General features: G+C 65.5%; 25 protein-coding genes. 15 read left to right on the top strand and 10 right to left on the bottom strand.

Annotated elements, in window-relative coordinates:
* Positions 1 to 121 precede the first annotated feature (121 nt).
* Positions 122 to 805, top strand: a complete 684-nt coding sequence (locus tag J8I34_RS02620) for a Fe2+-dependent dioxygenase (protein ID WP_029045623.1) — start codon at positions 122 to 124, stop codon at positions 803 to 805.
* Positions 806 to 869: 64 nt separating this feature from the next.
* On the opposite strand, the gene J8I34_RS02615 is transcribed toward J8I34_RS02620, so the two are convergent.
* Positions 870 to 1,178, bottom strand: a complete 309-nt coding sequence (locus tag J8I34_RS02615) for a hypothetical protein (protein ID WP_029045622.1) — start codon at positions 1,176 to 1,178, stop codon at positions 870 to 872.
* Between the two features lie 156 nt (positions 1,179 to 1,334).
* Complete coding sequence (gene pdxR / locus J8I34_RS02610) at positions 1,335 to 2,783, bottom strand: MocR-like pyridoxine biosynthesis transcription factor PdxR (RefSeq protein WP_029045621.1); 1,449 nt, start codon at positions 2,781 to 2,783, stop codon at positions 1,335 to 1,337.
* A gap of 135 nt (positions 2,784 to 2,918) precedes the next feature.
* Here pdxR and J8I34_RS02605 point away from each other — a divergent pair, with 135 nt between their 5' ends.
* The 3 genes from J8I34_RS02605 (at position 2,919) to lpxO (ending at position 4,966) form a co-directional block, all read left to right on the top strand.
* A complete protein-coding gene (locus J8I34_RS02605) occupies positions 2,919 to 3,362 on the top strand; it encodes a carboxymuconolactone decarboxylase family protein (protein WP_029045620.1) in 444 nt (147 codons plus the stop codon).
* A 239-nt stretch (positions 3,363 to 3,601) separates the two neighbouring features.
* Entirely contained in the window at positions 3,602 to 3,925 is a 324-nt protein-coding gene (locus J8I34_RS02600; protein WP_029045619.1) for a hypothetical protein, read from the top strand.
* A 138-nt stretch (positions 3,926 to 4,063) separates the two neighbouring features.
* The gene (gene lpxO / locus J8I34_RS02595; protein ID WP_029045618.1) at positions 4,064 to 4,966 is read left to right on the top strand and encodes a lipid A hydroxylase LpxO; all 903 of its coding nucleotides are present in this window, start codon (positions 4,064 to 4,066) and stop codon (positions 4,964 to 4,966) included.
* A 60-nt stretch (positions 4,967 to 5,026) separates the two neighbouring features.
* Here lpxO and J8I34_RS02590 read toward each other — a convergent pair whose 3' ends face one another.
* Positions 5,027 to 6,457, bottom strand: coding sequence for a sensor domain-containing diguanylate cyclase (locus J8I34_RS02590; RefSeq protein ID WP_245175744.1), 1,431 nt, complete (start codon positions 6,455 to 6,457; stop codon positions 5,027 to 5,029).
* Positions 6,458 to 6,740: 283 nt separating this feature from the next.
* Complete coding sequence (locus J8I34_RS02585) at positions 6,741 to 8,177, bottom strand: aminotransferase-like domain-containing protein (protein ID WP_029045616.1); 1,437 nt, start codon at positions 8,175 to 8,177, stop codon at positions 6,741 to 6,743.
* A 175-nt stretch (positions 8,178 to 8,352) separates the two neighbouring features.
* On the opposite strand from J8I34_RS02585, the gene J8I34_RS02580 reads away from it, so the two are divergent.
* Both J8I34_RS02580 and J8I34_RS02575 read left to right on the top strand, forming a co-directional pair.
* Positions 8,353 to 8,742 carry a hypothetical protein gene (locus J8I34_RS02580; protein WP_029045615.1) on the top strand — a complete coding sequence of 130 codons (390 nt, stop codon included), beginning with the start codon at positions 8,353 to 8,355 and terminating at the stop codon, positions 8,740 to 8,742.
* 67 nt (positions 8,743 to 8,809) lie between these two features.
* Positions 8,810 to 10,435, top strand: coding sequence for an NAD(P)/FAD-dependent oxidoreductase (locus tag J8I34_RS02575; protein WP_029045614.1), 1,626 nt, complete (start codon positions 8,810 to 8,812; stop codon positions 10,433 to 10,435).
* On the opposite strand, the gene J8I34_RS02570 is transcribed toward J8I34_RS02575, so the two are convergent.
* The gene (locus J8I34_RS02570; RefSeq protein ID WP_209805274.1) at positions 10,432 to 11,721 is read right to left on the bottom strand and encodes a TIGR03862 family flavoprotein; all 1,290 of its coding nucleotides are present in this window, start codon (positions 11,719 to 11,721) and stop codon (positions 10,432 to 10,434) included. The two genes, J8I34_RS02575 and J8I34_RS02570, sit on opposite strands and share 4 nt — an antisense overlap.
* A gap of 106 nt (positions 11,722 to 11,827) precedes the next feature.
* Here J8I34_RS02570 and J8I34_RS02565 point away from each other — a divergent pair, with 106 nt between their 5' ends.
* Complete coding sequence (locus J8I34_RS02565) at positions 11,828 to 12,439, top strand: DUF1415 domain-containing protein (protein WP_029045612.1); 612 nt, start codon at positions 11,828 to 11,830, stop codon at positions 12,437 to 12,439.
* A gap of 1 nt (position 12,440) precedes the next feature.
* Here the strand turns inward: J8I34_RS02565 and J8I34_RS02560 are convergent, their stop codons facing one another.
* Complete coding sequence (locus tag J8I34_RS02560) at positions 12,441 to 13,307, bottom strand: class I SAM-dependent methyltransferase (RefSeq protein ID WP_209773138.1); 867 nt, start codon at positions 13,305 to 13,307, stop codon at positions 12,441 to 12,443.
* A 246-nt stretch (positions 13,308 to 13,553) separates the two neighbouring features.
* On the opposite strand from J8I34_RS02560, the gene J8I34_RS02555 reads away from it, so the two are divergent.
* The gene (locus J8I34_RS02555; RefSeq protein ID WP_209773135.1) at positions 13,554 to 15,164 is read left to right on the top strand and encodes a flagellar assembly protein A; all 1,611 of its coding nucleotides are present in this window, start codon (positions 13,554 to 13,556) and stop codon (positions 15,162 to 15,164) included.
* A 289-nt stretch (positions 15,165 to 15,453) separates the two neighbouring features.
* Positions 15,454 to 15,609: a hypothetical protein gene (locus J8I34_RS02550; protein ID WP_209773131.1), complete on the top strand. Its 156-nt coding sequence runs from the start codon at positions 15,454 to 15,456 to the stop codon at positions 15,607 to 15,609.
* A 72-nt stretch (positions 15,610 to 15,681) separates the two neighbouring features.
* Here the strand turns inward: J8I34_RS02550 and J8I34_RS02545 are convergent, their stop codons facing one another.
* Positions 15,682 to 16,794, bottom strand: a complete 1,113-nt coding sequence (locus tag J8I34_RS02545) for a CapA family protein (RefSeq protein ID WP_209805273.1) — start codon at positions 16,792 to 16,794, stop codon at positions 15,682 to 15,684.
* A 248-nt stretch (positions 16,795 to 17,042) separates the two neighbouring features.
* On the opposite strand from J8I34_RS02545, the gene J8I34_RS02540 reads away from it, so the two are divergent.
* The 6 genes from J8I34_RS02540 to J8I34_RS02515 all read left to right on the top strand — a co-directional run bounded on the left by J8I34_RS02540 (position 17,043) and on the right by J8I34_RS02515 (position 23,103).
* Complete coding sequence (locus tag J8I34_RS02540; protein ID WP_209805272.1) at positions 17,043 to 18,431, top strand: FAD-binding oxidoreductase; 1,389 nt, start codon at positions 17,043 to 17,045, stop codon at positions 18,429 to 18,431.
* Between the two features lie 79 nt (positions 18,432 to 18,510).
* Positions 18,511 to 19,428, top strand: coding sequence for a polyphosphate kinase 2 (gene ppk2, locus J8I34_RS02535; RefSeq protein WP_209773124.1), 918 nt, complete (start codon positions 18,511 to 18,513; stop codon positions 19,426 to 19,428).
* A 107-nt stretch (positions 19,429 to 19,535) separates the two neighbouring features.
* Positions 19,536 to 19,676, top strand: coding sequence for a hypothetical protein (locus J8I34_RS02530; protein ID WP_198030792.1), 141 nt, complete (start codon positions 19,536 to 19,538; stop codon positions 19,674 to 19,676).
* A 274-nt stretch (positions 19,677 to 19,950) separates the two neighbouring features.
* Positions 19,951 to 20,289, top strand: coding sequence for an AAA family ATPase (locus J8I34_RS35440; RefSeq protein WP_209805271.1), 339 nt, complete (start codon positions 19,951 to 19,953; stop codon positions 20,287 to 20,289).
* A 52-nt stretch (positions 20,290 to 20,341) separates the two neighbouring features.
* Entirely contained in the window at positions 20,342 to 21,670 is a 1,329-nt protein-coding gene (locus J8I34_RS02520) for an IS4 family transposase (protein ID WP_209805270.1), read from the top strand.
* 152 nt (positions 21,671 to 21,822) lie between these two features.
* Positions 21,823 to 23,103: an ATP-dependent nuclease gene (locus tag J8I34_RS02515; protein WP_209805269.1), complete on the top strand. Its 1,281-nt coding sequence runs from the start codon at positions 21,823 to 21,825 to the stop codon at positions 23,101 to 23,103.
* 311 nt (positions 23,104 to 23,414) lie between these two features.
* On the opposite strand, the gene J8I34_RS02510 is transcribed toward J8I34_RS02515, so the two are convergent.
* Genes J8I34_RS02510 through J8I34_RS02500 form a run of 3 tightly spaced genes read right to left on the bottom strand, consistent with a single transcriptional unit; the run spans position 23,415 to position 24,937 of the window.
* Positions 23,415 to 23,687, bottom strand: a complete 273-nt coding sequence (locus J8I34_RS02510; protein WP_209805268.1) for a hypothetical protein — start codon at positions 23,685 to 23,687, stop codon at positions 23,415 to 23,417.
* Between the two features lie 4 nt (positions 23,688 to 23,691).
* On the bottom strand, positions 23,692 to 24,729 hold the full coding sequence (locus J8I34_RS02505) for a phage major capsid protein (RefSeq protein WP_209805267.1): 1,038 nt from the start codon (positions 24,727 to 24,729) through the stop codon (positions 23,692 to 23,694).
* Between the two features lie 28 nt (positions 24,730 to 24,757).
* Positions 24,758 to 24,937: a hypothetical protein gene (locus J8I34_RS02500; protein WP_209805266.1), complete on the bottom strand. Its 180-nt coding sequence runs from the start codon at positions 24,935 to 24,937 to the stop codon at positions 24,758 to 24,760.
* Positions 24,938 to 24,939 lie beyond the last annotated feature (2 nt).

Here is a 24,939-nt window from a genome sequence, read left to right as displayed (position 1 = left end):
CAAGCTCAAACAATAATGATTCTTGTTCTGGCAGCGGCAGGGTTCACATACAATACGCGTTCACGACGCGTCCGTGGGGCGTGCACGCTTTCCCCATTCTTGCCCAGAGGTTGTCGCCACCATGTTGCTGCAGATTCCAGACGTACTTTCCAAGGCCCAGGTGGCGCAGGTCCGGCAGGTCATCGACGCCGCGCCGTGGACCGATGGCAATGAAACCTCGGGCTACCAGTCGGCGCTGGCCAAGCGCAACCTGCAATTGCCCGAAGGCTCGCCCGCGGCGCGCCAGGTTGGCGACCTGATCCAGGATGCGCTGGGCAACAACGCGTTGTTCTTCTCGGCGGCACTGCCGCTGAAGGTCTATCCGCCGCTGTTCAACCGCTACGAGGGTGGCCACACCTTTGCCAACCATGTCGACAACGCGATCCGCTACCTGCGCGGCACCAGCTTCCGCATCCGCAGCGACCTGTCGGCTACGCTGTTCCTGACCGAGCCGGACCAGTACGACGGCGGAGAACTGGTGGTCGAGGATACCTACGGCCAGCAACGCGTGAAGCTGCCGGCCGGGCATATGGTGCTGTACCCGGCCACGAGCATCCACCACGTGACGCCGGTCACGCGCGGCGCACGGGTGTCGTCGTTCTTCTGGATCCAGAGCATGGTGCGCGACGATGGCCAGCGTTCGCTGCTGTTCGAGATGGACAGGCGCATCCGCCAGACGGCGCAGGAACTCGGCCAGTCGCATGAAGCCGTGATCGGCCTGACTGGTGTCTACCACAACCTGCTGCGCCGCTGGGCGGACGCCTGAGCGCCACCGGCGCCCGGCGCCGGGGCACCGGCGGGGCGCTATGTCGATGCAGCGAAGGGCGCGGCTATTCGTCGCGCCGCCGTCGCATCTGCAATTGCTCGATCGGGGAGGGCTGGATGCGGCGCCGTGCCGGCCGCAGGGAGCGGTTCGGCCACAGCACGTAGTTGGTGTGCGGGTCCAGCGGCTTGCCGAGATACGAAACCCAGACCTGCACGCCGTGCTCGGTTTCGGCGATCACGGCCGCGACGGCGCGCGCCGCGGCGGAAGGGGACTTGAGCAACTCCGCCAGGGCTTCGACGCCCTGCACGACATGGTGCTTTACCCCTGAAAACCATGCGTACTGACGCATGGCGGACAACAAACGCTTGGTCATGAACGCGACTCTGGTGTGGTTGGAAGTGCGAATGAGACTGCTCTCCGTCCGATTTGTTCAACGGAAGCTGGCGGACGACAGTATGACTGTGCGTGCGCTCCCACGCATTCGGTGCGTACCCTGAGGCCAGCACTTTTGCCGGAATGGGCGGCAGCGTCACACGACGCGCGCCGGCTCCGGGGCCAAGGCAGAGAGTACCATTGCCAACCGGTCTAGCGCCGGATCGATGTCGAGCAGGTCGATGGCGCCAAAGCCGAGCAGCAGGCCGGCGCAGGTCGGCGGCGGCGTGGCGTAGAAGGGGTCAAGGGTGGCCAGTTCCAGGTCCGCGAGCCGCGCCACGGCCATCAGCGCGTCGCTAGCCACCGGCACGCGCAACCGCGCTGCCAGGTGAAAGCCGGCGATTGCCGGCAGGGCTTCGAGCCAAGGTGACAGGTCGCCGTGCAGCCGCGCCAGCAGCCGCGCGCGCCGCTGCGCATGGCGCGCGTGCGAGCGCCGGATATGGCGCAGCAGGTGGCCCTCCGACAGGAAGCGCGCCAGCGCCTGCTGGGTCAGCGTCGGGGTGTACCAGTCCATCAGGTGCTTGACCTTGCGTGCCACCGGCATCAGCCATGGCGGCACCACCAGGTAACCGCAGCGCAGGTTGGCCAGCAGCGTCTTGGAAAACGTTCCCAGGTACACCACCCGCCCATGGCGGTCCAGCGTCTGCAGTGCGTCCAGCGCCTGCCCGCCATAGCGGAACTCGCTGTCGTAGTCGTCCTCCAGGATGACCGCGTGGCGGCGCGCGGCCCAGTCGAGCAGCGCCTGGCGCCGCGCCAGGCTCATCGGCACGCCCAGCGGCGACTGGTGCGATGGCGTGACGAAGACCATTGTCGCCTCGCCGGGCAGTGCCTCCACCACCAGTCCTTCGCCGTCGACCGGCACCGGCACCACGCGCGCGCCCAGCCCCTGGAACAGCGCGCGCGCCATCGGGTAGCCGGGATCCTCCATCGCCACCACGGCGCCCGGCCCCAGCAGCAACCGGGCTGCCAGGTCGATGCCCTGCTGCGCGCCGCCGGTGACCAGGATATCCGTCGGAGAACTCTGTACACCCCGGGTGAAGGCGATATGGCTGGCAATGGCCTGACGCAGGGGCATCTCGCCACATGGATCCGCAGGCCCGGGTGGGCGCTGCCGCTCCGCCGCCAATGCCGCGCGCACGCAGCGCGACCAGGCTTCGTGCGGAAACCGTGAGGTGTCGGCCTGGCCCGGCTGGAAGGCATAGCGCGCACCGCCGACCGGCCCGAGGAAGGGCGTCTGGACAGCCATCCAGCGCTGCACCGCCGGCGGCAGCACCGGCGCGGCGGCGATGCGCACCGGCTTGCGCGCCAGCCCCTCGGCGACATAGGTGCCGTCGCCGACGCGCGCGTGCAGCCAGCCCTCCGCCACCAGCCGCTCGTAGGCGGTGGTCACGGTCTTGCGCGCGACGCCCAGCTGCGTGCCGAGGAGCCGCGTGGGCGGCATGCGCGCGCCGGCTTCCAGGCGCCCGGCCTGGATGGCGTCGCGGATCTGGTGGACGATCTGCGCGGTAAGGTCGCCGGCGTGGTCCAGCGCGAGATGGAGCTCCATGGTCTTTGCCTGGAAATTGGTCTACCAATTTTGACGGAAATTGGCGGTGTACGGAGCCAATCGCCAGGACTATCTTTGAGTCCAACGGGCCAGCGCCCGCCAATCACTCAACTACCGGAACCCTGGAGAATCGACATGGAAGAACGCATGAACTGGCAAGACGTGGCCCCGGATGCCTACAAGGCCATGGTCGGCGTGGAGATCTACCTTGCCCGCTGCGGACTCGAAAACAGCCTGAAGGAACTGGTGAAGATCCGCGCCTCGCAGATCAACGGCTGCGCCTTCTGCCTCGACATGCATGTGACCGACGCGCGCAAGCACGGCGAGAGCGATCGCCGGCTGAGCCTGCTGCCGGCCTGGCGCGAAGTGAGCTGGTTCACCGCGCGCGAGCGTGCCGCGCTGGCCTGGACCGAGGCGCTGACGCTGCTGGCGCAAAGCCAGGCGCCCGACGCTGACTACAACGCGGTGCGCGAGCAGTTCACGGAGAAGGAAATTGCCGACCTGACCTTGCTGATCTCGATGATCAATGCGTGGAACCGCTTCGGCGTCGGCTTCCGTCGCCAGCCGCCGGCGCTCTGAACATAGCGCCACGCTCGCCGCCGCGGCCGGTCATTGACCGGCCACGGCGCGCTGCATTCGCGCCACGGCGCCGAACGGAAGGCACAGCCGCCGGCGCGCGGCAGGGAGGCATCGTGGCCCGATGGCCGATGCGATGGTAGGCTATGGCAATGCCGGTCAGGTCAAGCGCGATGCTGAGCAGTTCGTCGCCGCGTGACTGGCGGTGCCCATCGCGTTCATGCCTTGCCAGGAGTCTGCCCATGACAGAAGACACCCTGCTGCAACTGATGGCCGAGGTCGAGAAGGAAGACCCGATCGACTACGCCGACCTGCCGTTCGACGACCGCGCGCTGCGCCAGCTGGCGTGCCGGCTGATCGCCGAGCGCTCCGAGCAGATGGAAGCCTCCGGCATGCCGATGGAAGCGCTGCTGGCCACGATGTGGGCCTCGACCGCCAAGCTGGTGCTGGAAAACCTCGTGCTCAACGCCCGCTTGCTGACACTGCAGGGCATGCCCGAGGATGCCCAGGCGCTGATCGATCGCATCGCGCGCCAGTCGCGCGGCGGGCAGGATCGCGAGTCCTAGATTGCCTCTCGCTGTGATGTGCCTCAGCCGCCACTAGCTGCGGCGTGCCGGCCATTTCGGTAAAATGCCGGTTTTCGCCCAGCCTGCCTGCTGCGCCAGTCATCTGCGCGCCAGGGCGGCCAACCAGGAGGACTTCGGGTGATCAAGTGGATAATCGTCGCGGGCTACCTCGGTGCCATCCTGTATGTGCACTTCCGCGGCAAGGTAAGGCTGAAGATCTGGCGCCAGCTGCTGGACCATTCGGCGCTGGTCGCGCCGATCAACTGCTTCATGTATGCGTTCTCGGGCGTGCCGCGCACGCCATACATTCCGGTCGAAAATTTCCCGGACCTGGAGAAACTGCGCACCGCGTGGCCGGAGATCCGCGATGAAGGCCTGGCGCTGGCCGCGATGCGCAAGATCAAGGCCGCGGACAAGAACGACGACGCCGGCTTCAACTCGTTCTTCAAGTATGGCTGGAAGCGCTTCTACCTGAAGTGGTACGAGGCTCAGCACCCGTCCGCGGAAGTGCTGTGCCCCAAGACCGTGGCCCTGCTGCGCGAGCTGCCGAGCGTGAAGGCCGCAATGTTCGCCGAGCTGCCGCCGGGCGGCAAGCTCAATCCGCACCGCGACCCGTTCGCCGGCTCGCTGCGCTACCACCTGGGTTTGTCCACACCCAACGATGACCGCTGCTTTATCGAGGTCGACGGCGAGCGCCACAGCTGGCGCGACGGCAAGGGCGTGGTGTTCGACGAAACCTACCTGCACTGGGCCGAGAACCGCAGCGACGCCAACCGCCTGATCCTGTTCTGCGATATCGAGCGGCCGATGCGCTATGGCTGGGCCGCCAGGTTCAACCACTGGATGGGCCGCAAGGTCATGACCGCGGCCAGCTCGCCCAACGACGAGCACGACCAGACCGGCATGATCAACAAGCTGTTCCGCTTTGTCTGGCTGGGCGGGCAATATCGCCGCCGCTTCAAGGCATGGAACCGCCAGCTGTACTACGTGGCCAAATTCGGCCTGATCGTGGGGGGCGTGGCCCTGGTCATCTTCCTGTAATTCGCGGGAAGTCATCAGCAAGAGAGCCGGCACATGCCGGCTCTCTTGCGTTGGACTGCTTCAGTTGCCGCGGCGCCGCTCGTTGCCCAGCGCCTCGTAGTGCGCGCGCTTGGCTTCGTACATGCGGCTGTCGGCCACCTTGACCGCGTCGGTGAGGCGCTCGCCCTGCACGCAGGTGGCGTGGCCGATAGAGAAGCTCAGGCGCACGCCGGGATAGAAGGTGTTGTTCAGTTCCACCACCTGTTCGATCTGCTCGACCACCGTGGCGGCGCCGCGCTCGTCGCGGCCGGGCAGCAGCACCATGAATTCATCGCCGCCGATGCGCGCCACGCAGGCCTGGTCGCCCACCGCCTTCTTCAGCACCTCGCCGGTGCGGCGCAGCAGTCCGTCGCCGTCGCCGTGGCCGAACTGGTCGTTGACCACTTTCAGCCCGTTCAGGTCCACCGCCACCACGCTGACCGGCCACGGGCCCTTGCGGCCCAGCCGCGCCAGTTCGTCTTCGTAGTAGGCGCGGTTGTAGAGCTTGGTCAGCACGTCGTGCTTGCCCAGGAACTCGACATAGGCCTCGGCCTTCTTGCGCGCGGTGATGTCGGTCAGCGATACCAGCACCTGGTCCCAGTCGGCTTCGCAGCCGGGGAAGACCGACCACTGCATGAAGACGTCGACCTGGCGGCCGTCGAGCGCGTAGTTGATGACCTCGCGCTGCTGCCACAGCTTTTCGTGCCAGAGGTCGACCAGCTGCTCGGCAAAGTGGATGCGCATGTCGTCGCGGAACACGTCGCCGAGGCGCGACAACAGGATCTGCTTGGACTCGGCGCCAAACATCAGCAGCGTCTGCCGGTTGACGTCGAGCACGCGGATCTCCTGCATGCAGCGCGAGACGAAGTCCGGATGCACGTTGAGGAAGGTGCGGAAGTCGGTGATGCCGGCCGCGCGCACTTCATCGAGCAGCACCTTGACCGCGCTGAAGTCCTCCACCCACAGCGACACCGGCGAGTGTTCGAACAGGCCAACGGCATATTGCTCGCTGCGGCGCAACTCGCGTTCGGTGCGCACGCGCGCGGTGATGTCTTCGATCGACAGCAGCACGCGCTCCCATGTGCCTTCATGGCCGGGCATCACCGTGGCTTCGAGCCGGATGTCGAGGCGTTCGCCGTCCAGCGTGTAGTTGACGGTCTGGCTGGAAAAGCGGCTGCCGCCGTCCCAGAGCTGGCCGAGTTCTTCCACGTGCTGGTCGAACATGTCGTCGCGGAAGACCGTTTCGAGGTTGGCGATGAGGTCGTGGAGGTCGGCCGCGCGGAACAGGTCGAGCGTGTGCTGGTTGACGTCGATCACGCGGATCAGCGACGAGCATTGCGCTACCTGGTGCGGATTGGCGCGCAGGTAGGCGCGCAGGTCGGTGACCCCGTCGCGGCGCAGCTGTTCGAAATGCACCCGCACATCGCTGAAGTCTTCCAGCCACAGCGACACGGGGGCGAGCTGGAACAGCATCTGGTAATCGTCGGCGCTGTTGTCCGGCCTCGTGCCGGCCGGGCGGTTGCGCGATGCCGCGGATGGACTGCTCAAGGCCACTCTCCTTTGTTCTTGTTCCTGTCTGATGGCGGCGCTTGGCAGCGGGGCACCGGCAGCGGGGACAGCCGGGCCACGGCCGCGCGCCAGCGCACTAGGATAGGCGAGGCGGCGGCAAATGGGGCAAACGGGGCGCAAAAAGCAGGTCAACCCGGCAGTGCGCCTGTACGTGTGTTGCAATAATGCGCGCTGCCCCCGCACGAGGCTAGCCGGCAAGGCGGTGCACCACGCCGGCCAGCGTGGCCAGCGCGCGCTCGATCTGCGCCGAACGCGGCGTGCCGCAGTTGATGCGCAGGCAATGGTCGAAGCGCCCGGCGTTGGAGAACATCACTCCCGGCATGACGCGGATGCCCGCCTGCAGCGCCTGGTCGAAGACCGCCTCGGACGAGACCTGCACGGGCATCTCCACCCACAGGTGCATGCCGCCGCGCGGCGAGCCCAGCCGCGTCCCGGCCGGGAAGCTGGCCGCCACCGCCTGCGCGAACCATTCACGCTGCAGTTGCAGCCGCGTGCGCAACCGGCGCAGGTGCCGTTCATGCGCGCCGCTGGCGAGGAAATCCGCCGCCGCCATCTGCGACAGCATTTCGTTGGGCCGCGACAGCCCGAACTTGAGCATTTCCACGCGCGGCTGCCATTTGCCGGCAGCGATCCAGCCGAGCCGCATGCCCGGCGCCAGCACCTTGTGCAGCGAGGCGCAGTGGATTACGTTCCCGCTGCCATCCCAGGCCTTGGCCGCCGCCGGCTGGGTATCGCCGTCGGCGGTGGCGGAAAAGCAGTCGTCCTCGATCAGCGCGATGCCGCGCGCCTCGCACCACTGCACCAGCCGCGCCTTGTGCGCGTCCGGCATGATGCAGCCGAGCGGATTCTGCAGGTTGGGCACTACCGCCACCGCGCGGATATTGTCGTAGTGCTGCGCCGCCAGCTCGAGCGCCTCGAGCGACATCCCCGTCTGCGGGCTGCACGGGATTTCCAGCGCGCGCATGCCGAGGCTTTCGAGGATCTGCAGCAGCCCGTAGTAGGTGGGCGATTCCACCGCGATCACGTCGCCCGGGCCGGCCACCGCGCGCAACGCCAGGTTGAGCGCCTCGGTGCAGCCGTGCGTGATGACGATCTCCTCCGGCGCCAGCTGCATCCGCGCGTGCAGCGCCTGGCGCGCGATGGCGCCGCGCAGCGGCGCATGGCCTTCCGGCTCGACCGCCTCGCCGAACAGCATCGGATGCCGGCGCAGGGCGCGCGCCGCGGCGCTGCGCAGTGCCTCGGCGGGATACAGCGAGGGCGCACAGTAGGCGCCGCCCAGGTTGGTATGGACATGCTGGTGCTGGCTGCGCGCCAGCAGCCCCGAAATGCGCTGGTGGATGCCGACGTACTGCGCGGGATCGGGCAGCGCGGCGTCGGGTTCGGTCAGCGGTGCCAGCGGCGCGCGCACAGGTGCCGCGACAAAATAGCCGGCGCGCGGGCGGGCTTCGAGCAGGCCGTCGCTCTCCAGCTGGCGGCAAGCCTGCAGGGCCGTGGACAGGCTGACGCCGTGCAGTCCCATCAGCGCGCGCACGGATGGCATGCGGTCGCCGGCGGTCAGCGTGCCGGATTCGATGGCGCGGCGGTAGTGGCCGGCAACCTGGCGGTAGAGCGGAGTGGCTTCCATGGGGGCATGGTGGCGCGGTTGGCCATCGGGGTACAGATACAGAGGCGGGGCGCCTGTATCGTAACAGCCCCGGTTTTGCCTTGCTGTTCCGGTGGAGGTTTCGCGGTGATGTGCCTGCCGCGGGCGGGGGGCGGCCGATAGGCTGGAGGCCTGAATCTGTTACCGGAGCCAAGCCATGCCAAGCGTATCGATCGACACTTCAGGAACCGTCTTGCCGGCCTCCGCCACGCGCCTGCCCGCCGGGCAATGCCTGCATCTGCGCGTGGCGGCGGGCACGGTGCTGCATGCCGGCGCCGGCCGGATCGAGGTCAGCGGACCGCCGCAATGGCTGGCCGAAAGCTGGCATATCCCGCGCTGGCGCCTGCGTGCGGGCGAGACGCTGACGATACCGGCGCGCGGCTGGCTGCAGGTCGTGGCGTGCGGCGACGCCGCCTTCACCATCACCTTGCCGCTCGGCGTGATTGACCGCCTGGCGGCACTGCTGGCGTGGCGCAGGCGCCGCCTGTCGTCGCCACCGTGGCACCAGCCGCAACGGATTGCCGACCCGGCGCCCGAAAAACTATAAAATTGCGCTCCGGCCGGCCTGGCACATTGGTGTGCCCAACCCCCCGGCCGCAGTTCCCGGGTTCCCCATGCTACGTCTAAGTGAAGTCAAACTCCCGCTCGACCATACCGAAAGCGACCTGGACGCCGCCGTGCGCGCCAGCGCCGCGCAGATCGGCGTCAAGGGAGACGGCCTGATCGGCTATACGGTATTCCGCCGCGCCCACGATGCGCGCAAGCGCTCCGATATCAAGCTGACCTACATCATCGATATCGAAGTCAGCGACGAAGCCGCGGCGCGCAAGCGCATGGCCGGCAAGCCCAACTGGAGCGTGACGCCCGATATGGAGTACCACTTCGTCGCGCGCGCGCCGCAGGGCGGCCCCGCGCTGCGCCCGGTGGTGATCGGCATGGGCCCGTGCGGGCTGCTGGCCGGCCTGATCCTGGCGCAGTCGGGCTTCCGCCCGATCGTGCTGGAGCGCGGCAAGGAAGTGCGCGAGCGCACCAAGGACACGTTCGGCCTGTGGCGCAAGAGCGTGCTCAACCCGGAGTCGAACGTGCAGTTCGGCGAAGGCGGCGCGGGCACGTTCTCGGACGGCAAGCTGTACAGCCAGATCAAGGACCCGAAGCACTACGGGCGCAAGGTGCTGAACGAGTTCGTGCGCGCCGGTGCGCCGGAAGACATCCTGTACAAGGCGCGCCCCCATATCGGCACCTTTCGCCTGGTCAGCATGGTCGAGAAGATGCGCGCGGAGATCATCGAGCTGGGCGGCGAGATCCGCTTCGAAACGCGCGTCGACGATATCGACATCGACGGCGGCCAGGTGCGCGGCCTGAAGCTGTCGAATGGCGAATACCTGGAAGCCGACCACGTCATCATGGCGGTCGGCCACAGCGCGCGCGATACCTTCCAGATGCTGCACGATCGCGGCGTGTTCATGGAGGCCAAGCCGTTCTCGCTGGGCTTCCGCATCGAGCATCCGCAGGGCCTGATCAACCGCAGCCGCTTCGGCAAGTTCGCCGGCAACAAGCTGCTGGGCGCGGCCGACTACAAGGTGGTGCACCACTGCAGCAACGGGCGTTCGGTGTACAGCTTCTGCATGTGCCCGGGCGGCACGGTGGTGGCGGCGGCCTCGGAGCCGGGGCGCGTGGTGACCAACGGCATGAGCCAGTACAAGCGCGCCGAGCGCAATGCCAACGCCGGCATCGTGGTCGGCATTACCCCGGAAGATTATCCGGGCGGCCCGCTGGCCGGCATCGAGTTCCAGCGCAAGTGGGAAGAACGCGCGTTCGAGCTGGGCGGCCGCAACTACAACGCGCCGGGCCAGCTGGTGGGCGACTTTATCGCCGGCCGTGCCTCGACGTCGCTGGGCTCGGTCGAGCCTTCGTACAAGCCGGGCGTGACGCCGACGGATCTGAGCACGTCGCTGCCCGACTACGTGATCGAAGCGATCCGCGAAGGCATTCCCGAGATCGACAAGAAGCTGCCGGGCTTCGCGCTGCACGACGCGGTGCTGACTGGCGTGGAGACGCGCACGTCGTCGCCGCTGCGCATCCGCCGCAACAACGACGATTACCAGAGCATCAACGTCAAGGGCCTGTACCCGGCGGGCGAGGGCGCCGGCTATGCCGGCGGCATCTACTCGGCCGCGATCGATGGCATCGAGGTGGCCGAAGCGGTGGCGCTCAGCATCGTCGGGGGCAAGCAGGCTTAGGATTGCCGCGGAGGTTGGCGCGGAGGTTGCCGCAGATATGCCGCGGCGCCCTGCGCCGCAGTGCGCCCGCTGGCGAAGCACGCCGTCAGCAGGTAGCCGCCGGTGGGCGCTTCCCAGTCCAGCATTTCGCCCGCGCAGAACACGCCCGGCAGCGCACGCAGCATCAATCGTTCATCCATCGCCTCGAAGCGCACGCCGCCCGCGCTGCTGATGACCTCGTCGATCGGACGCGGACGCAGCAGGCGCAGCGGCAGCGCCTTGAGCGACACGGCCAGCGTGCCGGGATCCTGCATCGCGTCCTTTGTCAGGCATTCGCGCAACAGGCCGGCCTTGACGCCGGTAATGCCGAGCCGGCTCTGCAGGTGGCTGGACAGCGAGCGCGAGCCGCGCGGATGGTTCACTTCATTGCCGACCTGTTCCGCGGTGTGCGAGGGCAGCAGGTCGAGGTGGATCACCGCGCTGCCGTCGGCTTCGATCCGGTCGCGGATCGGCGCCGACATCGCGTAGACCAGGCTGCCTTCGATGCCGGTGGCGCTGATGACGAACTCGCCCTGGCGGTAGTGCGCGTTGCCGTCGCGACCGGTCAATGCGATCGCCACCGGCTTGACCGGCGTGCCGGCGAAACGGTCGGCAAATGATTCGCTCCATGCCGCATCGAAGCCGCAATTGGCGGGGCGCAGCGGCGCGATATCGACGCCACGGTCAGCCAGCCGCGGCACCCACGCGCCATCCGATCCCAGCCGCGCCCAGCTTGCGCCGCCGAGCGCGAGCACCACGGCACGCGTGGACACCGACACGTCGCCATGCGGGGTGGCAAAGCGCAGCGTATGCGGCGCGCACTCATCCCAGCCCAGCCAGCGATGGCGCATATGGAACTGCACGCCGGCCTCGCGCAGCCGGTGCAGCCATGCGCGCAGCATCGGCGCGGCCTTCATGTCGGTGGGGAAAACGCGGCCCGAGCTGCCAACGAAGGTGTCGATGCCAAGCCCGTGCACCCACTCGCGCAGCGCCTGCGGGCCGAAGTCCGCGAGCATCGGCGCGATCTGTGCTGCACGGGTGCCATAGCGGCCGAGGAAGGCCGGTTCCGGTTCCGCATGCGTGAGGTTCATGCCGCCCTTGCCGGCCATCAGGAACTTGCGCCCCACCGACGGCATCGCGTCATAGACGGCCACGGTCGCGCCCTGCGCCACCAGTACCTCGGCCGCCATCAGCCCGGCCGGCCCGCCGCCGATGATGGCGACGTCGGGGCGGCTGGCGAGCGAAGGGGACGCGTTGGCGAGGGACATATGGCGGTCGGGTGGTCGGGTGGTCGGGTAGGGCAGGGAGTGTTTCCGCCGCGGATTATAGAGCCTGCGGCAGCGCTAGAATGACGGTTTCCCCGGTATCGCCATCATGTCTTCCGCCGCCACTTCCGCAGACGCAGTCATCGCCGCCACCCGCCACTGGCTGGAACGCGCGGTGATCGGCCTCAACCTGTGCCCTTTTGCCAAGAGCGTGTATGTGAAGGAGCAGGTGCGCTACGTGGTCAGCACGGCGACGGAAGCGCCGGATGTGCTGGATGAACTCGAGCGCGAGCTCCGCCTGCTCGACGAGACAGATCCGGCAGAGATCGACACCACGCTGCTGATCCTGCCCGACGCGGTGGCCGACTTCCTCGACTACAACGACCTGCTGTACTTCGCCGACCGCCTGCTCGGCAGCCTGGGACTGGACGGCACGCTGCAGATCGCGAGCTTCCATCCGCAATACCAGTTCGCCGATACCGGGCCGGACGATATCGAGAACTACACCAACCGCGCGCCGTATCCGATCCTGCACTTGCTGCGCGAGGACAGCATCGCGCGCGCTGCGGCGGCCTTCCCGGATGCGGCGGATATCTACGAGCGCAACCAGGCAACCATGCGCCGCCTGGGCCATGCGGGCTGGCGCCGCTGGATGGCGGGCGAGGACGAAGACTCAGCCGAAGACAAAGCCGCCGGCAAGAACCCGCCCGCGAAAGACTGACTTACGCCGGCTCGGCCGGCGTGACCGGCGTGGCCGATAGCGGAGCGGCGAAGAAGCGCTCGTTCATCTCTTCCAGCCCCAGCGTTTCCAGCACGTTCTGCAGCCGCTCCGCCGGGCGCCGGCGCGGCAGGTCCTTGTACTGGGCGATGATCAGCTCGTTCTTCATCGAGTGCTCCCATCCCACCAGCTCGGTCACGCTGACCTGGTAGCCATGCGCCTCCAGCTGCAGACAGCGCAGCACGTTGGTCACCTGGCTGCCGAATTCGCGCGTATGCAGCGGATGGCGCCAGATTTCGGTCAGCGGATTGCCCGCCAGCAGCTTGCCCTTGTGCTTGCGCAGGACGCTGGCAACTTCGGCCTGGCAGCAGGGCACCAGCACGATGTGCTGCGCGCGCTTGGCCAGTGCGAAGCGGATGGCGTCGTCGGTGGCGGTGTTGCACGCATGCAGCGCGGTGACCACGTCGACGGTCGGAGGCAGTTGCGGCGAGGTGATCGAGTCCGCCACCGACAGGTTCAGGAACGACATCCCGGGAAAGCCCAGCCGCGCCGCCAGCGCCTGCGAGGTCTTCACCAGTTCCTCGCGCGTCTCGATGCCGTAGATATGGGAATCGTCCTTCAATGCCTTGAAGAACAGGTCGTACAGGATGAAGCCGAGGTACGACTTGCCGGCCCCATGGTCGACCAGTGTGACGTGGCCGCGCTCATCCTTGACCTGCTGCAGCAGCGGCTCGATGAACTGGAACAGGTGGTAGACCTGCTTGAGCTTGCGCCGGCTGTCCTGGTTCATCTTGCCGTCGCGCGTCAGGATATGGAGTTCCTTGAGCAGCTCGATGGACTGGCCGGGGCGGATTTCGTGGGTATTTGACATGGGGACTGCACAGGCTGCGGGACGCGGCGCGCCCCGGAAATGCCGACAGTTTACCGAAGTTTCGGCCCAGCCCCCCCACCTCGGCGGGGATCGTTGTGCGCTCAAGTTTTGCACCCGCGCTGCCGATGGTCATGGATCGATAACAAGTGGAGCGCCAGCCGTCCGGGCACGCACTGTCCGCCAGCGCGGGCAGGCCGCCGTGGCCGGTCGCCATGCAGCTCCGCAACCAATGTCAGGGGACTCAAGATGCACGAGTCAGGTTTGCGCCTGGAACTGACCGAGCCAGGCGATCAGGTGCATGCACGCTACACACCGGAGCCAGGCAGGCTGGCGCCGGGTCATGACAGCCTGAAGCAGTGCCTGGACAGCCACGGCTGGGCCGGCGCCAGGCTGGATGCACGCGCTGTCGCGCAGTTCCTGCAGCAGTGCCAGCGTGCAGAGCATGAGATCGACGCCGCCATCGGTGTACTGGTCGATGGCGCGTTCGAGCTCGATATCACGGACGACGGCCTGGCCGTGCGGCTCACGCTGATGCCCGCAGAAGGCGGTCGGCCGGTGGCGGAGGACGATATCCGGCGCGCCGTCGCCGAGCGCGGCGTGGTGCTGCCGATCCAGGCGCTGGCGCTCGGCGCCGCGCTGGCCGAAGGCCGCTGCGAGCTGCGCACCATCGCCGCCGGCGTTGCGCCGCGCCAGGGCGAGCCGGCGTGCTTCCTTAACCTGCTGCAGCCGCGCAAGCCGGTGCAGGCCGATGAAGAAGATTCGCGCGTCGACCTGCGCGATCTCGGCAACCTGCTGCTGGTCAGCCCTGGCACGCCGCTGATGCGCCGCATCCCCGCGGTGCCCGGCCATGACGGCGTGGACGTGTTCGGCAAGCCCATTGCCGCCGATCCCGTGGACGATCCACCCTTCGCAGAGGGCCTCACCGGCGCCGCCGCCGATCCGGACGACCCCGACCTGCTGGTGGCCGTGATCGCCGGCGCGCCGGTGGCCGGCGTGCATGGCATCGCCGTCAGCCCGGTGGTGCAGGTGGAGGCGGTCGACCTGCATTCCGGCAACGTTGCCTTTGACGGCACGCTGCGCGTGGCGGGCGATATCCGTACCGGCATGTCGGTGCGCGTCAGCGGCGACGTGCTGGTCGAGGGCACCATCGAAGCGGCCGACATCGACGCCGGCGGCAATGTCGTGGTCAAGGGTGGCATCATCGGCAAGGCCAAGACCGGACATGCCGACGGTGGCATCAGCCGCGCCCGCGTGCGCTGCAAGGGCGCGGTCAAGGCGCGCTTCATCGAGAACGCCGTGGTCGAGGCCGGCACCGAGGTGAACGTCGACAGCGGCATCCGCCAGAGCGACGTCGCCGCGGGCGAGCGTATCGTGGTCGGCGGCCCAGGCGTGCAGGGCAGCATCAGCGGCGGGCGCACTCGCGCCATGCTGGCAGTGCGCGCCGCGGTGCTCGGCAGTCCTGCAGGCAGTGCCACCAGCGTGCAGGTGGGCTTGAACCCTTATGCGGATGCGCAACGTGCCGCGCTCGAGGCCGACCGCCGCAGGCTGCTGGAAGAGCAGAGCAAGCTCAACCAACTGGTTGCGTTCTTTGCCAGGAATCCTGAAAAGGCCGTCGGCGACCTGCGCGAGAAGGCGCGCGCCACGCTGTTCAAGCTCTCGCGTGACCTGTTCGAGCTGGAAGGCCGCTTGACAGAGCTGGGCCAGCAAATGCAGCCATCGGCCGATGCCGTGATCGACGCCGCCCGCCGCATCCATGGCGGCGTCACGCTGCAGGTGGGCAGCCGCGTGCTCAAGGTGATGGAAGACAAGCCTGGCGGCCAGATCCGCCTGATCGAGGACCGTATTGCGGTGACGTGAGCGGAACCTGGGCGTGGCCCGAGCGAGAGGCTTTCCTGCGCCCGAATTTGTACTATCCTGCAGGTATGTCCTGGGGTGCCGCAGGATGGGCGAGAGAGCTAGTCTCGGGCAGTGAATGCAGAAGCGGACCAGCAAACTGTGGAAGCGTTACACGGAACCGATTCACGTGGCACTTGAGATACCGGAAGGCCAGCCAATGCGGCTGGCCTTCCTGCTTTTTGCACGCACGCGCAGCGCGCGCGATCCGACCTACACTAAAGGTGCAACCAGTCTCTCACAGGAGGTTGCTATGACTGCCGCCCTGATCACGGCATTGGCGCTGGTCGCCCTGGTCGCCTGCGCCGCCATTGTCGTCTGGATCATGCGCGAGAAGAACCCGACGCTGCTGCAGCAGCAGGAGCAGTCGGTGCGCACATGGTTCGACCATATGATCCACCGCCACTAGCGCGGCACCGCAGCTTAGCGGTACGTGCTGCAAGAGCCCGCCGTGCAGGCGGGCTTTTTCATGGCGCGGGCTTCACGCCGCCGACATGTGCAGTTCGTGCAGCCCGCTGCGCTCGACCCGCGTGCCGAGCGCGCGTCCTTCGTAGGCGAACATCGCCAGCAGCCACGCGATATCGACTTCGCCCGCATATTCCAGCCGGAAATGGCTGCGCCGCAGCGGCACCAGCCGCAGGTCCGCGTCGCCTGCCGCATCGAAACTGATGAAGACCATCAGCGCCAGATCCGGCCGGTAATCGTCGTAGCCGCCGATGCCTTCGTAGTCGTTGATGAAGTCGCCGCAGCCATAGAGGATGGGCTTGCCCGCATGCAGCTCGATGCCGAGTGGATGGTGCGAGGAATGTCCATGCACGATATCCACGCCGGCCCGTTCCACCAGCCCGTGCGCGAAGGCGCGTTGCGCCGGATCGATCTGGTAGCCCCAGTTGGCACCCCAGTGGATCGACGCCACCACCAGGTCGTCGGCACGCCTGTCCTTGCCGATCCGCGCGGCGATGCGGTCGCACGAGGCGGCGGACCAGTCATCCAGCAGGTTCACGCCGGAGTGGCCGGCGGTGGCACGCCATGCCGCGGGTGTGCCGCAATCATGCATGGCGAAGGCAAACACAAGGACACGGCCGCCGCCCGGCCGCGGCAGCGACGCCGGCCGCATCGCGCTGTCCTCGTCGGGGCCGGCCCCGGCATGTGCGATATGCGCAGCATCGAGCGCCCCCAGAGTATCGGCCAGGCCCGCGCGTCCCCAGTCGAGCACATGGTTGTTGGCCAGTGCCACGCAGTCGATGGCCGCGGCCTGCAGGCAATCGACGTTGCCCGGATGCATGCGGTAATGCACGGCCTTGCCCGGCCATGCGTCATCGCTGGTAGTGATCGCCGTTTCCAGGTTGGCGATGCGCGGACTTGCGCCGCGACGATCGAGCTCGGCGAGGGCATCGCCCCATGGATACGCCGGCGCCACCGGACGCGCGATCGGGCCCGCCTTGCGCTCGGCCAGGCGCACATAGTCGAGCGCCGAATGCACATACGACTCATGCAGCAGCGGCTGGCTGGGGTGCGCCAGGATCTGGTCGATGCCGCGCCCGGTCATCACATCGCCGCACAGGAACAGGGGAGGGGGGCTGGTTGTGTCCATTGCGTAGCCGGCCGGTGGGGTTGGGACGTGCCGGCAATAGTTCCATGATAGGCCGGCACGGCGCCATGATCGCGTTGCGGCACTTGGGCGGGGCTCGCCGCGCGCCGCGCTTATGTCGCATCCATGCCGCGTTTACATTCGACGGGGGGCTGCCTTAAATGGTGAAATCATCGGTTCTCGTGGCCATCTTCCTCCACCCGGCAGCCGCGCGTCGTCCGATGGTTTCAAACCGCATCGGGAGACAGATCATGGGCCAGTTATCGCAAGAACATGTCGAATCACTGAAGGCGCAACTGCGCGGCCGGCTGCTGCAGCCCGCCGACGCCGCCTACGATGAAGCCCGCCGCATCTGGAATGCGATGATCGACCGCCGGCCACAACTGATCGTGCAGGCCGCCGGCGTCGCCGACGTGATCGCCGCGGTCAACTTTGTGCGCGACAACGGCGTGCTGCTGGCCATACGCGGCGGCGGCCACAACATCGGCGGGCTGGCGATCTGCGACGAAGGCATGGTGCTCGACCTGTCGGCGATGCGCTCGGTGCGCATCGATCCGCGGGCACAGCGTGCCTGGGTCGAACCTGGCGCCACGCTGCGCGACTTTGACCATGAGGCCCAGGCCTTCGGGCTGGCCACGCCGCTGGGCATCAACTCGACCACCGGCGTCGCGGGGCTCACCCTGGGCGGCGGCTTTGGCTGGCTCAGCCGCAAGTTCGGCACCACCGTCGACAACCTGGTCTCGGCGCATGTGGTCACTGCCGAAGGCAAGCTGGTGCGCGCCAGCGCCGACGAGCATCCCGACCTGTTCTGGGCGCTGCGCGGCGGCGGCGGCAACTTCGGCGTGGTCACGATGTTCGAGTTCCGGCTGCATCCGGTCGGTCCCGAGGTCTATGGCGGCCTGATCGTCTACCCGCTCGAGCAGGCTCCCGCCGTGCTACCGGCCTTCCGCGAGCAGTTCAAGTCCATGCCGGATGAATTGACGGTCTGGGCGGTGTTGCGCCAGGCCCCGCCTCTGCCGTTCCTGCCGCCGGAGGCGCACGGCAAGCCGATCGTGGCGCTGGCGATCTGCTACATCGGCCCGCCGGAACATGGCCCCGCGCTGGTCGAGCCGCTGCGCAAGCTGGGCACGCCTTATGGCGAGCATGTCGGACCGATGCCGCTCGTGGCATGGCAGCAGGCCTTCGATCCCTTGCTGACGCCGGGCGCGCGCAACTACTGGAAATCGCACAACTTCGCCGGGCTCGACGACGGCCTGATCGCGATGCTGGTCGAGCAGATCGGCAAGCTGCCGTCGCCGCAATGCGAGGTGTTCATCGGCGCGATGGGCGGCCAGACCAATCGCGTGGCGGCGGACGCCACCGCCTATGCCAACCGCGACGCGCAGTTCATCATGAACCTGCACGCGCGCTGGGACACGCCGGCCGAGGACGACGCCTGCATCGGCTGGGCCTGCGAGGTATTCCGCGCCGCGGAGCCGTTCGCGCTGGGCAGCGTCTACGTCAACTTCCTGACGCAAGAAGAAACCGACCGCGTCGGCGCCGCCTATGGTCCCAACTTTGCACGGCTGCTCGAGGTCAAGCGCCAATACGATCCGGGCAACCTGTTCCGCCACAACCACAACATCAATCCGGCGGCATAGCGCGCGAAGGCGTTCACGCGCCTGCAACACTGGCGTGCCAGCATCGGCGCGACCGCGATGGATCCGACAGGAGGAGCAGATGAGACCGGGCGAGGCAGAGCTGGTGCGGCGCATCCACAACGAAGTGGCCGACTACTACGACGAAGAGATCGAACTGGAACTGGACGACCGCAATGCCAGCGAGGCCTTCGGCGACCCCGTGCAATTGCCCGACGCGGCCGAGCAGGACAGCCGCCGCCACTATTTCCGCGAGCTGTTCCGCCTGCAGGGCGAACTGGTGAGGCTGCAGAGCTGGGTCGCGACCACCGGCCACAAGCTGGTGATCCTGTTCGAAGGGCGCGACGCCGCCGGCAAGGGCGGCGTGATCAAGCGCATCACGCAGCGGCTGAACCCGCGCGTATGCCGCGTGGCCGCGCTGCCCGCGCCCAACGATCGCGAACGCACCCAGTGGTACTTCCAGCGCTACGCGGCGCACCTCCCGGCGGCAGGCGAGATCGTGCTGTTCGACCGCAGCTGGTACAACCGAGCCGGCGTCGAGCGCGTGATGGGCTTCTGCAGCGACGACCAGTACGAAGAATTCTTCCGCTCAGTGCCCGAGTTCGAGAAGATGCTGGTCCGCTCCGGCATCCAGGTCGTCAAATACTGGTTCTCGATCACGCACGATGAACAGCGCCTGCGCTTTCTCAGCCGCATCCACGACCCGCTCAAGCAATGGAAGCTCAGCCCGATGGACCTGGAATCGCAGCGGCGCTGGGAGGATTACACCAAAGCCAAGGAGACCATGCTCGAGCGCACCCACATCGCCGAGGCGCCGTGGTGGGTGGTGCAGGCCGACGACAAGAAGCGCGCACGGCTGAACTGCATCCACCACCTGCTCAGCCTGGTGCCCTACCAGGACGTGGACGCCCCCCCGATCGTGCTGCCGGCGCGCGAGCGGCATGAAGACTACGTGCGGCATCCGGTACCGCAAGAGATGTTCGTGCCGGAAGTGTACTGATCCACCTTGCCGGGTTAGGGTAAGTGCGGGGTGCGGTATGGGCCCCGCAGCGACAGCGCTCCCTATAATGAAAACGGCCACCTGGCAAACAAGGGTGGCCGTGCATCATGGACCTGTTTGCTTTTTGGGCGACCATGCTTGTCGCCTACCTCCTGATGAAGCACGCCGGCTGCTTCAGCCAGCCGGTGCTGTATCCCGACTTCGACCATCCGTTCAGGTATTGGTGGGCACGGCGGTTGGGGCCCTGATCTCTTCGCCATTTCCTTGGCTGCGGGGCAACAAAAAACCCGGAGAGCGTGACGCTGTCCGGGTTTGCGTGGGCGATGCCCTGAATTCTTTTGGTGCCGAAGAGAGGAATCGAACCCCCGACCTTCTCATTACGAATGCAGGCACACTCGATAGACGTTCGTGATTCTACACGAGCGAGTGAGTAAGCGGTTGGCAGCCAGTCAGTAGGCGGCCCCCAGTGCGCCTGAGTGATCTTCGACTATCATTGCCCAAACTAACAAGGAAGGGGCAGTCGTGCAGGTGGTCATTGAACGGTTCAAGAATCTTCAATCTGTCGATCTCAACATCCACGGACTCACCCTCCTAGTCGGGGGGAACAATGCCGGCAAGAGTTCAGTCCTTCAAGCGATTCAGTTTGGCGCGTCTGTAGCGCAGACGTCTGCGATGCAGGGAGGGAACTGGGCGGATGATCGTCTAGCGACGTCAATCGGGCAGAGCGATCTTGTGTATTCCCCGATTAAAGACGTTCTGTCATTGGGGCCAAATGGCAGACTTAGGGCATCCCCTTATACAGAAGTAGGACCGTCTCGGCAGCCGGGCATGGAGCCTGAGGCCGCGGAAATTTCGAGGTAAGGGGTTGTTAACTTCGCCAGACTCGCGTTTACTCTCGGATTTTCGCGCAGCAATGGGCAACGAGTCGGGGGCATGGGTGGACGAGGAATTTGAGAGTCTGGATCTTGGTGATCCGCGGCGGGATCGGCGCGCCAAGGAATTGCTCAAGCGGTTTTCGGCTCTGCCTACGGCGAGCATTCCTGGCGCATGCGATGACTGGTCACAAACCATTGGAGCATATCGGTTTCTCGGCAATGAGCAGATCGATTGGCGGGACGTGATGCAGCCCCATTGGGAGCGCACTGCAGCGAGGGCCGCGCAGTTTCCGGTGGTGCTGTGCATCGCTGATACAACCGAGTTGAACTTTAATGGCCAGGACATGGAGGGGCTGGGGCCGTTAACCTACGAAGCCCAGCGGGGAATGTTTCTGCATCCGACCTACGCGGTGACGCCAGACCGGGAGCCGCTGGGGGTGATCGATGCCTGGATGTGGGCTCGGGAACTGAAGGACGCCGATGGGCACCGCAGCGGGATCAAGGAAAGCGTGCGCTGGATCGAAGGGTATGAACGGGTTGCGGAGCAAGCCGCCCTATTGCCCCAGACACGGCTGGTGTATGTGACGGACCGCGAGGGTGATATCGCGGAGTTGATGGCGCGCGCCCAGGAACTTGGCCAACCGGCCGACTGGCTGATCCGCTGCCAACACAACCGCAACCTTGCCGAGGGAGGCAAGTTGTGGGATAGCGTCGGAGCCAGCCCGGTACTTGGGGAAATCACCTTTATCTTGCCGGGGCGTGCAGGCCAGAAAGCGCGCGAGGTCAAACAGGAGCTACGTGCACAACGTGTGAAGCTGCCGGGTACGACTGGAGCGGCGCTCACCCATGTCGAGGCCAGGGAGATCGGAGCGCCCGCCGGCATCAAGCCAGTGGTTTGGCGCTTGTTGACGAACCGGCAAGCACAGGATGCCGATGCTGTCATCGAGCTGATTGAATGGTATCGGGCCAGATGGGAGGTGGAGATGTTTTTCCATGTCCTGAAGACCGGTTGCAAGGTCGAAGCGCTGCAGCTATCGCAAATGGATCGTGTGGAGCGCGCCTTGGCGTTGTACATGGTGGTGGCATGGCGTATTGCTCGCTTGATGCGGTTGGGCAGAACCTGCCCGGATCTGGATGCGTCACTGTTCTTCGACGGCGACGAGATTCGTGGGGCATACGTGCTCGCCAAGAAGGCTCGTCCGAAGACACCGGTCACACTCAATCAGATGATTCGGTTGGTTGCTTCCCTGGGGGGATTCCTTGGGCGCAAGAGCGATGGTGAGCCCGGCGCCAAGACGATCTGGATCGGCATGCAGCGAACCATGGACGCCGCGCTCACCATTCAGGCACTGCGGGAAGAGTCATGAGTTCTGTATAAGGAGATGGACTTAGGGAGCCCGAAAATGAGGCGATCAGTATTACTTACGTCGACGGCGGAGACGAAACGAAAATATCTGTTCGAAAGGGCAGAAACAAAAATGTTCGATTTGAGTTGGTAGGGCAGACACTTGGGGCGAGGTTGCAATCGATCACTACGCCATATAGTGCTCTGGTGACTGGATTGGCGGGAATTCCCTCGGAAGAGGAGTACGAAACAAATCTCGTTGTAAGAAAAGCTGCTGCACGAGGTGATTCAAATAGCGTCTTTAGAAACATTCTCTTGCAGCTGAAGTCTGATCAGCAAAAATGGCAGCGATTTTGTACCCAAATTGGGCGAATTTTCCCGGACTACGCGCTCGACGTTTCATTCAATCCGGATAGTGATGAAACTATCCGTTGTGTTGTTCAGCGTGACGGCATAACGTACCCCATTGATTCGTGTGGTACTGGTGTATTACAGGCAATTCAAATATTTTCTTATATCAATCTATTTGAGCCAAAAATTCTCTTGCTGGACGAGCCTGACAGCCATCTGCACCCTAATAATCAAAAACAGTTGGCGGAGGAGTTAATTGAGGCATCAAATTCAGGGCTAAGCATCGTTGTGTCCACGCACAGTCGGCACTTGGTGCAAGCGTTGTGGGAAAACGCACGGTTGGTGTGGCTCAAGGATGGGGCGGTTCAGCCCGATATTGAGGACTATGAAGTAAGGGCGCTACTTGAAATTGGTGCGCTAAATGTGGGTGAGCGACTGGGGAATCCTCGTTATATTTTCCTGACTGAAGACGAAAATCATCAAATTCTGGAAATTCTTCTTGAATCAAACGGCTTTGATCTTGAGGAATGCGATATTGTTTCCTATTCCGGTTGTACGAACATTGGTACGGCGATAGCACTAATTTCGCACCTCAAGCGGAGTCATCCCCAGGCTCGGTATATTGTTCATCGTGATCGAGATTTTCTGACGGCGGAGGCGCTTGCTGTATACAAGGATAAATTTGTACCCCTTGGTGTCGATGTTTTTATTCCGGAGGGAAATGACCTCGAATCCTATTTTGCGCGCCCCGGTCATGTAGCGGAGGCCTGCGGAATCGACCAGCAGATGGCCGAGCAGATAGTAAGCGAAGCGTTTGAAAATCGACGCGATGCGTTGGTCGAAAAGTACATTAATACGTGCGTAGAGAATCAGATAAAAGCGGGTCAAAAGCCAAATTCGGGCCAATTGGCCGTAGCTTGCCAAGCCGCAATGAACGGGCCTGCGGCAGCAGTCGTGCATGGAAAGATTTTAATGAAAGCCATTAGGGCTGCGCTGCAGGCACATGGCATCAGGGATCGCATCATTTCCACTTCGGCTGCGCTGAATACGGACGGCCTAACAGGATTTCTAGCTCCCCAGGTTGCACCGAATAACGGCGTCTAGTCATGTGCTACGCGCGTTTCGCGAATGGATCGATTTTTCGGTCACAAAAGTTAGGTAATCGAAGGAAGGGACTCTCACGTCACCTTCCAAGGTCGGGAAGTCATTACCTCCGACGCCATAGATCGCACCCTATGGGTGCACAAAATCAATAGGGTAAATTTCCGATTTTTGTGATCTGTGGACGACGAGCCGCGGTCGGCAAGGCAAGTCGGTCTCTCATGTATGCCCCCCGTCACTTGCTCCCCGTTGCATGGCGCGCGGGCGCAAGACCGTAGCGTGCAGCCGCGCGGCCGGCGCCCATAGGCCAGCAGTCAGCATAAGGGCGTGTCGGGCGGTGGCATCGCTCCTGCCTCGCGGGCGAGACTCTCCAGGGCGAGGGCGTGCACGCGTAGCTCCTCGGCCAGCGCCTCGGCGCGGTCGACGGCCTCCTCGCACCGTTTCATTTCGGCGAGCGCACGCAGGTAGTTGCAGCGCGCGGCCTCGATCGAGGCGAGCAGTGCAGCCTGGCTCACGACCGAGCCCGTCTCGAAAGCGCCGAGGTCTACAGGCAAGCGCTTCGGGCTCGCATCCATCGGCATTGTCATGGCGTCACCAGGCGGCGGCGTCGAGGTAGGCGACCGCGTCGGCGCGCCGCTTGGCGAATGCAGCTGGATAGACGATCTTGATCGCCGTGCAGGACGTTTGCCAAAGCGAGCGCGTAGGCGCGGCGACGACGCCCGCGCCGTCGACGATCGGATCGGGGCTCGTGTCCTCCTCGTGGATCGTTGTCACGTTGTCGAGATCGATGCGCACATCCTCGCCGGTCGAGAGGACGATATCGCTCGCGTCGGCGGCGACGACGCGCCCAGGCGTGACCGACGGCGAGACGATCAGCGGCATATTGGCGAGCAGGTCCGGGCCGGTCAGCAAATGCGCGGCGGCCAGGCCTGGCAGTTGCAGGCTGTTGACGATGAAAACGGGCGCCGTCGGGTTGCCCAGGCCGGCGAGAAGCGCGCGCACGTCGGCGACCGGGTCCTCGGTGCCAGGAATAGCCGTCACGCCATGCAGCAAGCCGGGCGGGCTCACGCCCTCGACGGCGTCGTCAGTCGACAGGAGCGCCATATCGAGGGCGAGCGCGGCGTCCTCTTTCAGGAGCAATTCGATCGCGTCGGCCGCGCTGTCGGTCGCTTCGAGTAACTCGTCGGTCGTCGTCGTGATACAGGCAAGTTTCCCTTTGGTCATGACTGGCCCAGTCAGCGCCGCGCCAGAGACCGGGATCGGCGCGCCCTCGCCTACCCATGCGACATTGAGGCGCTTGGTGCGGTCACGGCCAGGGACGCGCAGGGTCGCCAATCCGCGCATGTTGACGCCCTGGGCGAGCGCCGCGAGCGCGCCATAGATCGAGGCGGGCAGCGTCGCAAAGAACTCGGCGACGCCCTCGGCGACCAGTTCGGCAGCCCATGACGGCGTGACCGTGTCGGCCGGCGCCTGGGCGGATCGTTCGAGGAGTTGCGCGACCGGGTCGCGATTCATGTCGGCGGCAAAGACCCGGCGCACGATCGCGGCGCGGTCCTCGTGAGAGCGGCGCCGGATCGCCTCGGAGAGAACAAGCATCGTGATAACGCTATGCTTCTTGCGGGATGGCATGGCATGACCTCCTCAAGGGACGGGCGACTTATTTAACGGCGACGGAAAAGGGAGCGCGGGCGCGTTTGGCTTGCTCGCGATGCGCCTCGATTTGCTGCGCCTCAATCCGGTCCAGGCGCTCGACGATCTCGCGAATCTCGCGCTCGTTCTTTCCGATCCGGTTACCCAGGGCATCGCCGAGGCGCTCGATCAGGTCGATAACTTTCATTT

The organism is Cupriavidus phytohabitans (assembly GCF_017815025.1).
Taxonomy (GTDB): Bacteria; Pseudomonadota; Gammaproteobacteria; order Burkholderiales; family Burkholderiaceae; genus Cupriavidus.
The sequence above is the reverse complement of the archived record's forward strand: the minus strand, read 5'-3'. Positions and strand labels throughout refer to the sequence as shown.